This is a genomic window from Hyphomicrobium sp., assembly GCF_020852195.1.
Taxonomy (GTDB): domain Bacteria; phylum Pseudomonadota; class Alphaproteobacteria; order Rhizobiales; family Hyphomicrobiaceae; genus Hyphomicrobium_C.
Genome location: NZ_JADZBI010000204.1, coordinates 1 through 11,610 on the forward strand (window position 1 = coordinate 1; position 11,610 = coordinate 11,610).

The window sequence follows — 11,610 nt, forward strand, 5'->3', positions numbered from 1 at the left end:
AAGTTGATCAGGTCGTCAATCGTCAGCTTGCGGCGCGAAAACTTGCGAATGGTAATCACGGGGCCGTCAATCGCGCTGGGCGCAATAATGACGTTGACGCGCGAGCCGTCCGGCAAGCGCGCGTCGCAGATGGGGCTGCTCTCGTCCACACGGCGGCCGACCTGGCTCACGATACGCTGGCAGATGTTCATGAGCTGCTGGTTATCGGCGAAGCGCACGCCCGTCTTCTGCGTCTTGCCGTCGACCTCGATAAAGGTCGTCCCGGCGCCGTTGACCATGATGTCGGCGATGTCGTCACGGGCGAGCAGCGGCTCGAGCGGGCCGTAGCCCAGCACGTCGTTGCAGATGTCTTCGAGCAGCTCCTCCTGCTCGGCGATCGACATGACGACGTTCTTGACCTGGATGATCTCCGAGACGATGTCGCGGATCTCCTCGCGCGCGGCGGCCGAGTCGAGCTTGGCGAGCTGCGTCAGATCGATGGTGTCGATCAGCGCGTTGAAGACCGTGGTCTTGACGTCATAGTACTCCTCCGAGTGGTTGCGCTGCGGCTCGATGGGCTCTGCGCGCGGGGGAGCGGCCGCGGGCTGAGGCGCGACGCTTGCCGGCGCGGCGGCCGGGTGGGTAGGCGCGGCAGCGGGCTGCCCGGCGGGATGAGGCATCCGCCGCTGCTGTCCAGGTTCATTGGTGCGCCTGCCGAACATGATGACCTCAACGCAAGAGCTTGAGCTTGTCGAGGAGCGGCGCCAACGGCGAACGCTTCTCCGGCTTGATCTCCTTGCGATGGGCAAGGGCCATGGCGATGTCGTGGAACGCCTGCGTCGCCTTGGCCTTGGCGTTGAGCTCCTCGATCATTTGCCCGTTGTTGGCTGCCTGCCCGAAGTTCTCGCAATCGAAATCGATGACGGCGAGCGTCTTGAGGTCGAGCGCGCCTTCGAACTCCTTGGGCGTGATCTCGGGGCGCTTCTGCATGTTCGCCATGTTGAGGACGAGGTGGGGCAGGGCGTCGTTGCGGCGCGTGGACCGCATGAGGTCGACAATGTTCTTGGCGTTGCGCAGGTTGGCGAGATCCGGCATGGCCGTGATGACGATCTCGTCGGCCTGCAGCAGCAGCCGCTTGGTCCACGGTGTCCAGCTATGCGGCAGATCGACGGCGACGAACGGGACGTTCTGGCGCACGACGTCGATCACCGTCTCGCAGCCCTCCGGCGACATCTCGTAGTCGCGGTCGAGCACGACCGGTGCGGCGAAGATCGAAAGATGCTTCGAGCACGTCGTGAGCAGGCGGTCGAGCAGCACCTCGTCCAGGCGCTCCGGGTTCTGCAGCGCATCGGCGATGCCCTGCACCGGGTCCTGGTTGAAATCGAGTCCGGTGGTGCCGAAAGCGAGATCCATATCCGCGATGACGATGTCGGTCGCAAGCGTCTCCGACAGGGTCCAGGCCACGTTGTGGCAGATCGTCGACGAGCCGACGCCGCCCTTGGCGCCGATGAAGGCGAAGACCTGGCCGACAGGGTCCGTGTCCGGGTTGTTATAGAGGCCGGACAGGCATTCCATCAGATCGAACGGAGACACGGGCGCAACGAGGTATTCGGAGATGCCGCGGCGCTTCAGATCCCTGTAGAGCACGACGTCGTTGGCCTTGCCGATGATCACGACCTTTGTGCCGGGATCGCAGCTCTGCGCCAGCTCCTCCAGCTCCGCGATGAGCTCGGCATGGGGCGCATGAGATTCGAGGATGATGAGATTGGGTGTCGGGCTTTCCTGGTAGTGCGCGACGGCCGCCGCCGCGCCGCCCATCTGGATGGTGATGTGCGCCTTGCTGAGCCGCCGGTCCTCGGACGCGGCCTGAATCACCTCGGCGATCTGAGGCGTCACGCAGAAAGCCTGGATGGAGATCCGGGGCAGGGGGCGCGCGCGATCGCTGAAGGCGGGTGCCTCCGCCGCCTGGTCGTCAAGGGGATAAGGCGACGGCGTCTCGAACGCGCCGGATCCCTGGCTTTGCAACGGTGATTTGGACATGGGTCGGCCTACTGTCACTTTGCAATCTTCACTTTCTCGTCTTCGCCCTTCTCTGCGCCCGTCGGTTTGCCCTTCGTGTAGTTGTTCCAGACGACGTCCCTGCGCTCGCTCGGGCGGTCGCTTTCGGTGCGCGGCCCGATCAGGTCGGCCGGGTTGGCGACCATGACGGCGAGGTTGCGCTGATTGGCGCAGCCGAAGTTGGGATAGTTTCCGTTGTCGCGCTGGTTGGCGAGGTTGGTCGGCCAGTAGCCGCAGACCGGCGCTTCGGCCACGTAGCGCATGTAGGAGACGCGCACGGGCGCGTTGGAGCGGCTCTCCGCATGATAGGCTTCGACCGCGATCGAGGACTCCGCAAATCCCATGTCGCCCAGGATCTGGCGGATCTCGCCGACAGCATGCATGGCCGCGATCTCGTTGGCGCTCCCTCCAGGAGCCTGGATGATCAGGCGGCTGTTGCCGGCGTCGCTGGCGCGCGAGCGGTCGGCGAACTCGAGTACCTCGGCGCGCTGGCGCGGGGTCAGCCCGCGGGAGGCCGCGGCGACCTGAACCTGCATCGTCTGCGGCTCTTGGGAGACGATGATGGGATGGCGCTGCGACTGGTCGACCATGGACCAGCCCGCGACCTGCGGGGCCGTGACGTCGTGTCGGCAGCCTGCCGTTCCCGTCGCCGTGACTGCGGCAAGCGCGATGAGGGCCGCGCGCGATCCGCGGCGGATGCGCTTATCGGGCGAGGATGCGAGATCGTTGGTCATTAATGCGCCTCAGCCCTTATTCGACGATGAAACCGTAGTCGCCCTTGAGATCGCCCACCGGGGCGGCGCTCTCTGTGCCGTAGATGCGGTTGAGATGGCCCAGGAAGTTGGCTTTGCGATCGCTGGCCTCGGCGAGGCCGTCGAGCGGCTTGGCAAGCTCCTTGGGCGCCACGGGCCGCACGAGATACGGCGTCACGATGACCACCAGCTCGGTCTCGCGCTTGATGAAGTCGCGGCTGCGGAAGAGGGTGCCGAGGACCGGCACGTCCTTGAGGCCGGGGAAGCCGTCGATGTTCTGGCGCACGTCGTCCGAGATGAGGCCGGCGAGCGCGATCGAGCCTCCCGAAGGCAGCTCCACGGTGGAGTTCGCCTGGCGCTTCTTGAGCGCGGGGATGGACGTCGAATCGAGCACGATCGCGCCGACGTTGGACAGCTCGCTGACCTCGCTCTCGATTTTGAGGCTGATGCGGCCTTCCGAGAGCACGACGGGCGTGAAGGAGACGCCGATGCCGAACTCCTTGTAGGTGATCGAGGTCTGGCCGTTCGAGTCCTTGACCGGGATCGGATACTCGCCGCCGGCGAGGAACTTCGCCGGCTCGCCGGAGATGGCGGTCAGGTTGGGCTCGGCCAGCGTGCGGATGAGACCATCGCGCTCGAGCGCGCGCACCGCCTTGCCGATGCGGTAGTCTCCGTTGCCCCAGTTCGATGTCGTGCCGGAGTTGCCGAAGGTGCCGCTGGTCGGTCCCTCATTGTAGAAGCACGTCGTTCCGGCGCAGGAATTATCGCCCACGCTGCCGATGTCAGGGTTGTAGCCGGGGACCGGAAGGCCGCCGAGGCCGGCGGCCGTGGTCAGCGGCAGCGCGTTAGCGGTGAGCAGGCTCCACGTGACGTTGCCGGCATTGATATCGGCCGCGAGGTTGACGCCGAACTGCTTCAGAAGCTCGCGCTGAACCTCGGCCACCACCACGCGGAGCATGACCTGCTCCTCGCCTTCGACGCCGAGCAGGTTGATGACGGCCTTCGCCGCTCCGCCCTGGGAGTCGCCGGACTTCGAGTCGGCGGAGTTGATGATCGTCGTGCCGCCGGTGCCTGTCGCAGCCGCCGGGCCAAGCAACGACGAGCTGAATCCATCGGCGTTCGAGGCGGCGAAGGCGCGCGCGATCTCGGTGGCGCGGTTCGAGTCCACGGGCGTGCGCACCGTACCGATGAGTACGATCGACTTGCCGGCCATCTCGACGCGAATGTTCGAGCCCGGGATCAGACGGCTCAAGAGCGTCTCCAATCCGCGCACGTCGGCGCCGACGGTGATGTCCAGGGTCAGGATCTGCTGGCCGTGGGAGTCGAAGAAGAAGGCGTTCGTCTGCCCCGGCTTCTTGGCGATCAGGAAGACGCGGTTCGACGTCTGCACGACGGCGTCGACGCTCGAAGGGTCCGAAACCAGGACATCGCGCAGGTCGAAATCGAACTCGACGAGCATCGACTTGCCGGCGCCGAGCGCGATGCTGCGGGTCTGCGGGGCGTTGCCGCGCGCGCTCACATGCAGCACGGATGCACCGTCCGGCTCCGCGCCGGCCCGGGTGCCCATGGCCGTCAGGGCGACGATGGCTCCGCACAGAGCCAATACCAACGAAGTCCAAGTCTTTTGCATTATAAACGGGCCTTCTGACGGACTAAACTCGAGAACTACTCAGTTTACGCCGTACGAACGCGACGCCGTGCCGTAACGCAGGACGCGGACTGCCGTGCCCTCCCTGACCGATGGATCCACGCCCGCGGTGGGTCCCTGGTTGACATCCAGATCCGCGATCGAGCGCAGCGAGAGGCTGATCTCGCCCATGGAGTTTGCGAGCGCGAGCAGCTCGGTCTGGCGCGCGGTGAGCTCGAGAGTGGCCGTGCTCGCGCTGCCCGCGGTCTTCTTGCCTTCCCTGGTCTCGATCTCCTGGCCGATGGCCAGCACGCGCACGTTGCCGAACAGCAGGTCGCTGACGAAGTCCTCCTGGCCGCCGCGGTTGCGCAAGCGGCGGATGAGGATCACGTCCACCCTGTCGTTGGGGAGGATGAGGTTGCCGACAGCCGTCTCCTCCTTGATCCGTGTGGAGATGGCGCGCATGCCGGCCGGCAGGATCGCGGCGAGCACGCCGCCCTGGCCGGCACGGACCAGCTTCGTCTGCGTGATGGGCTCGCCGGCCATGATCGGTGCGCGTGCGATCGAGCCTGAGAGCTGCGTCATGGCGTCCGGCTGGTCGGCGCGCGTGATGAAGCCCGCCGTCACAGTCTCCGTGGGCCACGATTGCCAGCGAAAGAGGCTATCGTTGGTGATCTGTCCTAGGCCGATGTCGGTGCGGGCGACGAGCACATCGCTCGACTTCACCTTGATCTCGACGGTCTTCTCGACAGGCGGCCTGTTGACCATGCCGCGCACCATGACGAAGGCCATGACGCCGGCCGTTGCCGCTATGGCTAACCCGATCAACTGAGGCCGTTTCATCGCGCGCGTTGTCCCATACGGCCGTTTGTGGCCGAAACCTTGTGCTCAGAGCCAAAGTTTGAAGGACAAACGTCAATGTGCCGTTAATTCGCGTTCCGATTTGGACAGCTCAGGCGAGGGATGCGGCGAACCAAGCGGTGTGCGGATAGACCATGAGGGCGGAAGCGGCAATGGCGATGCCGTAGGGGATCCCGGTGCCGCTCTTGTGCAGGTTCATCGCCCAGTCCGGGGTGTGGATGCCGAGAACCGGCATGCGCCTGTAGAACAGGATGACCATGGCGAGCACACCGCCGAAGACGGCGACGTTGAGAAGATAGGGCAGGAGCTTGTCGAAGCCGATCCAGAGCGCGCCGGCAGCCAGGAGCTTGGCGTCGCCGCCGCCGAAGCCGCCGACGGCGAAGAGCGCGATCCCCGCGGCCAGTACGACGAGGCCGGCTGCGACGTGCATCAGGATGTCCTGGGCCGACAAGCCGGCGATGGGGGCGGCAACCAGAAACAGTGCGACGAGCGCGATCGACACGCGATTGGGGATCGTCATCGTCAGGAGGTCGTAGGCGCCGCCGAAGGCCAGCAGCGCCGGAAAGACCAGGAACAGGGCGTAATCGAACATGGCGGCTCTGTCTTTCAGCCTCTTGCGCGCAGGGGATGCAGCGCGGCCGAGGCGATCATTCGTCGAACTTGGAGGCCACGCCTTCCAGCATGGCGTGGAGCTTGGCGGCAATTTCCTGGGTGCTGGCGATGAGTCCGATACTGACGATGACGCCGATGAGCGCATACTCGATCGAGGTCGCGCCGTCCTCGCTGCTCCAGAAGTCCTTGATAAGTCCCATTATCACCCAGTTCCGCCAGCTTCGGATCGTATGCTCCATCCTACGGCCTCGGCGTTAAGGAGCGGTGTCCGAGGCGGCTTTGCCGACCACGCAGCGGGCGGGCGCGAAACCGATCGCGCAAAAGCAAAGCCACCCGGGTTCCCCCGAGTGGCTTGAAGACGCGATGGGCGCGGCCGCGCGCGTTGCGAACGGCCGCTTGCTCCGGGCTGCTTACTCTTCGCCGCCGGCGCCGGTCATCTTCTCGTTGATGGTGGTGAAGGTGCCGTCCAGGGCCTCCTGAACCTTGCCAAGGCCGGCGATGATGCCGACGCCGACGATGGCGGCGATCAGGCCATACTCGATGGCCGTGGCGCCCGACTCGTCCTTCACGAAGCGCGAGAGAATGTTCGTCATGACTCGATAACTCCCAGTTGACTCTTGTTTAGTTCCTGCGCGGGGCCGTGCCGATCGCGTCTGAACTGGGGAGCACCTTACGCCTCAAGGCTTAATGTGCTGTAAAAGCGATGAAGCTCTAGATAAACAATTCTTGTTAACAGGTTAAATTCTCTGATACATTTTGATTATGTGCGTGTAGCTCGTAGTATATGACCTATTAAATCTAAGTTATTCACGCATCATCACTGCGCATTACTCGGTAAAGCGCGCTCAGATCGTAATTAATATTCCGTTGTTAGAGTTTTATGCTTGTGCGCGACAGCTTGATCACGCCCGCTATGCGGCACGCATCCCGCGGTAGCGTCACGCTGCATCGCGGATGGGATCAAACTCCTTAGGGAGCAAAAGGTGGCAGCCTACTCGTACTTGCCGTGGCAGTGCTTGTACTTCTTACCGGAGCCGCACGGGCAGGGGGCGTTGCGGGCCACCTTGCCCCATGTGGCAGGCTCATTCGGATCCACGGCGCTCGCGGCCTTGCGCGTCTGAAGGGGTGCGCGCTTCTCCGGCGCCGGGCCGCCCCGGCCGCGCGCGGCGATGGCCGCATCGACCATGGCGAGCTCGTCGCTGAGCTCGTCGCGGCCGGTCAGGGGATCGATGTGGTGCGCATGCATCTCCGGCAGCTCCGGCTCCTCGAGCTCGGGGGGCTGCTCGCCCGGCGCCAGCTCCACGTGCATCAACTGGCCCGTGGTGGCCTCGCGGAGCCGCGCCAGCATGCTCTCGAACAGAACGAACGCCTCGCTCTTGTACTCGTTGAGCGGGTCGCGCTGGCCGTAGGCGCGGAAGCCGATCACCTGGCGCAGGTGCTCCAGCGTTACCAGATGCTCACGCCAGAGGTGGTCCAGGGTCTGCAGCAGGACCATCTTCTCGATCTGGCGATAGGTCGGCGGGCCGATGTCGGCGGCCTTGGCGGCGGCCTTCTCGTCGACGGCCGTCTTCAGCCGCTCCAGGATCTCCTCGTCGGCGATGCCTTCCTCGGCGCCCCACTGCTCGAGCGGCAGCTCGAGGCCGAAGATGGCCTGCACGGCCTCCTTGAGGCCGGCCATGTCCCACTGCTCGGCGTAGGCGCGCTCAGGAACGAAGCGTGCCACGAGATCGCTCAGCACCTGATGGCGCAGCTCCGTCACGGTCTCGGAGACGTCGTCCTCCGCCATGATGTCCTTGCGCTGGTCGAAGATGACCTTGCGCTGGTCGTTCATCACGTCGTCGTATTTCAGGATCTGCTTGCGGATGTCGAAGTTGCGCGCCTCGACCTTCTTCTGGGCCATCTCGAGGCTCTTGTTCATCCACGGATGGGTGATCGCCTCACCTTCCTGCAGGCCGAGCGTCTTCAGGACGCTGTCCATGCGGTCGGAGCCGAAGATGCGCATCAAGTCGTCGTCGAGCGCGAGGTAGAACTTGGAGCGGCCGGGGTCGCCCTGGCGGCCGGATCGGCCTCGGAGCTGGTTGTCGATGCGGCGGCTCTCGTGGCGCTCGGTGCCGACGACGTAAAGGCCGCCGGCCTCGAGGGCGACTTTCTTCTGCTCGTTGACCGTCGCCTGGATCTCGGCGCGCTTCTTGGCGACGGCGTCCTCGGACGGCGCGCGACCGGCGGCGGTCTCCTCGGTGATCCAGTCGCGGAGCTGGTACTCCATGTTGCCGCCGAGCTGGATGTCGGTGCCGCGGCCGGCCATGTTGGTGGCGATGGTGACGGCGCCCGGCTTGCCGGCCTGGGCGATGATGCCGGCCTCCTGCTCGTGGTAGCGGGCGTTCAGCACCTGGTGCGTAACGGGATCGCTCTTGCTCTTGGCCGAGCCGATCTCGATGAGATGGGCGCCGATATCGTTGAAGTAGATCTTGAGGTCGCCTTCGGCGCTGGTCTTGCCGTCCTTGGCCTCCTTGAGCTTCTCGGCCTGCGCAAGCAGGGACTTGCCGAGACTCTCGATATACTTGCGGTCCTTCAGAAGCTCCGAGAGCTGCTCGGACTTCTCGATCGAGGTGGTGCCGACGAGGATCGGCTGGCCGCGGCGGGCGCAGTCCGCGATCGTGGTCACGATGGCGGCAAGCTTCTCCTTCTGCGTGCGGTAGATCTCGTCGTCCTCGTCGATGCGCGCGATCCGGAGGTTGGTCGGGATCTCGATGACGTCGAGTCCATAGATGTCCATGAACTCGGAGGCTTCCGTCAGCGCCGTGCCGGTCATGCCGGCCAGCTTCTTGTAGAGGCGGAAGTAGTTCTGGAAGGTGATCGAGGCCAGCGTCTGGTTCTCGGGCTGGATTTCGACGTGCTCCTTAGCCTCCAGCGCCTGGTGCAGGCCCTCCGAGTAGCGCCGGCCGGGCATCATGCGGCCGGTGAACTCGTCGATGATGATCACCTCGCCGCCCTTGACGATGTAGTCCTTATCGCGTTGGAACAGCTTGTGCGCCTTGAGCGCCTGGTTGACGTGGTGGACCAGCGTGACGTTCTCGATGTCGTAGAGGGAGCCCTTGAGCAGGCCGGCCTCGGACAGCAGGACCTCCATGCGCTCGTTGCCGGCCTCGTTGAGCGAAACCTGGCGCTGCTTCTCGTCGAGCTCGAGCAGGCCCTGGGTCTTGAGCTCCTCCTTGACCGCCTCCTTCGGGAGGGCCTTGGCAAGCTCGGCCTCGATGCGGTCGTGCTCGGCCGCGAGGCCTTTGACCAGCCCGTCGACGGCGACATAAAGGTCGGCGCGATCCTCGAGCGGCCCCGAGATGATCAGCGGCGTGCGCGCCTCGTCGATGAGGATGCTGTCCACCTCGTCGACGATGGCGAAGGCGTGGCCGCGCTGGACCATCTCGTCCTTCCTGAGCTTCATGTTGTCGCGCAGGTAGTCGAAGCCCAGCTCGTTGTTGGTGGCGTAGGTTACGTCGGCTGCGTAGGCGGCCTTGCGCTGCTCGTCGTCGAGGCCGTGGACGATGGTGCCAACGCTGAGGCCGAGGAAGCGGTAGATCTGTCCCATCCACTCGGCGTCGCGCTTGGCGAGGTAGTCGTTGACGGTGACGACGTGGACGCCCTCGTCGGCGATGGCGTTCAGGTAGACGGCGAGGGTGGCGACGAGGGTCTTACCTTCACCGGTCTTCATCTCGGCGATGTTGCCCTCGTGCAGCACCATGCCGCCGATGAGCTGGACGTCGAAATGGCGCTGGCCGAGCGTGCGCTTGGCCGCCTCGCGCACGGTCGCGAAGGCCGGCACCAAGAGCTCGTTCAGCGGGGTGCCGGCGCGATACTGCTCGCGGAACGTCTCGGTGCGGGCGCGAAGCTCGTCATCGGAGAGCTTCTCGACCTCGGGCTCGAGCGCGTTGATGGCCTCCACGCGGGAGCGGTAACCCTTCACGCGCCGATCGTTGGACGAGCCGAAGATCTTCGAGGCGAGCGTACCGAAGGAGCCAAGGGAGAGCATCAAGTTCATTCCTCAAAATCATGGACTTGGCGGAGATTCGCAGGGCGTCCGGAACGTCGAGCACGACCACGCGTCTGCTCGGATTCCGGATCGCGTCCGGCGGTCAAACACCAAGAACTGGAGAGCCGCGGGAGCGCCAGTCCGGCCGATCGGCCATACGGGGGCAGACATAAGGATTGCCGCCCGGAATTGTCAACGCGTGGGCCGCTTTCTCTTGCGGGAGCTTTTTTATGGCTCTTAAGCCAGCTTCTTGAAAAAACGGGGGCAAATATCTGCAATTGTTAACTTGGCATGGCAGCGGCGCGTGGTCTATGGATGCCGCGACTTTGCGAGCCTTCGACGCGCCTTGCACCGCACGCCCTTTGTCCGCCTCGTTTGCGCGCGTCGCCGCGCGAGGCCCAAGAACCCAGCAGGAGCAGTTCAGTGAAAAGAGCCAAAGTTGTCCGTCTTGCCGCATTTGCGCTTGCCGGAGCAGCCTTCCTCGCCGGGCAGGATCGCGTATGGGCCGAGGATGCCGTGGTGGCCAAGATCAATGGCCAGGAGATCAAGGAATCCGATCTCAAGCTCGCGGAGACGGAGGTCGGGCCCGAGCTTGCCAGCGTGCCCGCGGACAAGCGGCGCCGGGTGCTGCTTGAGTTTCTGATCGAGATGCGCCTGTTCGCGGATGCCGCCGACGGGGCCAGCATTACCACCGGTCCGGACTTCGAGCGGCGCGTGGCCTACTGGAACACGCGCGCCAAGCGCGATGCCTACTACGAGACGTCGATCAAGGGCTCGATCAGTGATGCGCTCGTCAGGGGCATCTACGACGACAAGGTCAAGATGATCCCGCCCGAGGACGAGGTCGAGGCCGCCCACATCCTGGTCGAAAGCGAGGACAAGGCCAAGGAGGTGCTCGGCAAGGTCGAAAAGGGCGACGATTTCGGCAAGCTGGCCGACGAGTACTCGAGCGATCCGGGCTCGAAGGCCAACGGGGGCAAGCTCGGCTATTTCACCAAGGGGCAGATGGTGAAGGAGTTCGAGGACGCGGCCTTCGCGCTCAAGGAGGGCGAGGTGTCCAAGCCGGTGCAGAGCAAGTTCGGCTGGCACGTGATCAAGGTCGAGGACCGGCGCGTGAAGCCGCCGCCGGCCTACGAGGACGTGAAGAGCCAGATCGTCGACAGCATGGTGCTGCAGAAGGGCCAGCAGGCAGCCACCGATCTGCGCGGCAAAGCGAAGATCGAGTACGTGGATGCCGCGATCGCCGAGGACGTGCGCAAGGAGACCGCCATCGCCGCCGCCCGGAAGAAGCTGCAGGAGGAGCAGTTCGAGGAGCAGCTCAAGAAGATGCAGCCGAGCGGGCAACCGGAGCCGGAGAAGAAGGGCGACTGACGCCGGCGCTGGCGCGCTGGTCCACGGGCTGCTATGCCGCGAGCGGGTACGCGTTCGCGGGAAGCCAGCATGTCGAGCCAAGTCGCCCTAATTATCGCTATTCTGTCGGAAGTCGCTGCAACCTCGGCGCTCAAGGCGTCCGACGGGTTCAGGAACCTCATTCCATCCGTCATCGTCGTAATCGGGTACGGGGCGGCGTTTTATTTCCTGTCGCTCGCGCTTAGAACCATCCCGATGGGCGTGGCTTACGCCATCTGGTCGGGGATCGGAATCGTGCTGATCTCGCTCGCCGGATGGGTGCTCTACGCGCAGAAGCTAGATGT

11 protein-coding genes are annotated in these 11,610 nt (G+C 64.7%); 2 read left to right on the forward strand and 9 right to left on the reverse strand.

Annotation, left to right across the window (positions count from 1 at the left end; genetic code table 11):
• From IT540_RS17295 to secA, 9 genes are all read right to left on the reverse strand, one after another.
• A partial coding sequence (locus tag IT540_RS17295; RefSeq protein WP_291180773.1) for an ATPase, T2SS/T4P/T4SS family occupies positions 1–701 on the reverse strand: 701 nt, incomplete at its 3' end.
• A gap of 7 nt (positions 702–708) precedes the next feature.
• Positions 709–2,019: an AAA family ATPase gene (locus tag IT540_RS17300; protein ID WP_291180775.1), complete on the reverse strand. Its 1,311-nt coding sequence runs from the start codon at positions 2,017–2,019 to the stop codon at positions 709–711.
• Positions 2,020–2,033: 14 nt separating this feature from the next.
• Positions 2,034–2,771, reverse strand: coding sequence for a CpaD family pilus assembly protein (locus IT540_RS17305; RefSeq protein WP_291180777.1), 738 nt, complete (start codon positions 2,769–2,771; stop codon positions 2,034–2,036).
• Positions 2,772–2,787: 16 nt separating this feature from the next.
• Complete coding sequence (locus IT540_RS17310; protein WP_291180779.1) at positions 2,788–4,392, reverse strand: type II and III secretion system protein family protein; 1,605 nt, start codon at positions 4,390–4,392, stop codon at positions 2,788–2,790.
• A 66-nt stretch (positions 4,393–4,458) separates the two neighbouring features.
• Positions 4,459–5,259 (reverse strand): Flp pilus assembly protein CpaB, encoded by an 801-nt coding sequence (gene cpaB, locus IT540_RS17315; RefSeq protein WP_291180780.1) that lies wholly within the window; start codon positions 5,257–5,259, stop codon positions 4,459–4,461.
• A 109-nt stretch (positions 5,260–5,368) separates the two neighbouring features.
• Positions 5,369–5,869: a prepilin peptidase gene (locus tag IT540_RS17320; RefSeq protein ID WP_291180782.1), complete on the reverse strand. Its 501-nt coding sequence runs from the start codon at positions 5,867–5,869 to the stop codon at positions 5,369–5,371.
• Between the two features lie 55 nt (positions 5,870–5,924).
• On the reverse strand, positions 5,925–6,089 hold the full coding sequence (locus IT540_RS17325) for a Flp family type IVb pilin (protein WP_291180784.1): 165 nt from the start codon (positions 6,087–6,089) through the stop codon (positions 5,925–5,927).
• A gap of 210 nt (positions 6,090–6,299) precedes the next feature.
• On the reverse strand, positions 6,300–6,482 hold the full coding sequence (locus IT540_RS17330; protein WP_291180786.1) for a Flp family type IVb pilin: 183 nt from the start codon (positions 6,480–6,482) through the stop codon (positions 6,300–6,302).
• A 398-nt stretch (positions 6,483–6,880) separates the two neighbouring features.
• A complete protein-coding gene (gene secA, locus IT540_RS17335; protein WP_291180792.1) occupies positions 6,881–9,916 on the reverse strand; it encodes a preprotein translocase subunit SecA in 3,036 nt (1,011 codons plus the stop codon).
• Positions 9,917–10,339: 423 nt separating this feature from the next.
• Between secA and IT540_RS17340 the strand changes: the two genes are divergently transcribed.
• Entirely contained in the window at positions 10,340–11,287 is a 948-nt protein-coding gene (locus IT540_RS17340) for a peptidylprolyl isomerase (protein ID WP_291180788.1), read from the forward strand.
• A 69-nt stretch (positions 11,288–11,356) separates the two neighbouring features.
• Positions 11,357–11,610: multidrug efflux SMR transporter (locus IT540_RS17345; RefSeq protein WP_291180790.1), on the forward strand; the 254-nt coding region annotated here is incomplete at its 3' end.

Coding starts and splice junctions, on each gene's coding strand:
- IT540_RS17305 (WP_291180777.1), bottom strand. CDS start 2,771: ATGACCAACGATCTCGCATCCTCGCCCGATAAGCGCATCCGCCGCGGA.
- IT540_RS17300 (WP_291180775.1), bottom strand. CDS start 2,019: ATGTCCAAATCACCGTTGCAAAGCCAGGGATCCGGCGCGTTCGAGACG.
- IT540_RS17320 (WP_291180782.1), bottom strand. CDS start 5,869: ATGTTCGATTACGCCCTGTTCCTGGTCTTTCCGGCGCTGCTGGCCTTC.
- cpaB (WP_291180780.1), bottom strand. CDS start 5,259: ATGAAACGGCCTCAGTTGATCGGGTTAGCCATAGCGGCAACGGCCGGC.
- IT540_RS17325 (WP_291180784.1), bottom strand. CDS start 6,089: ATGGGACTTATCAAGGACTTCTGGAGCAGCGAGGACGGCGCGACCTCG.
- IT540_RS17330 (WP_291180786.1), bottom strand. CDS start 6,482: ATGACGAACATTCTCTCGCGCTTCGTGAAGGACGAGTCGGGCGCCACG.
- secA (WP_291180792.1), bottom strand. CDS start 9,916: ATGCTCTCCCTTGGCTCCTTCGGTACGCTCGCCTCGAAGATCTTCGGC.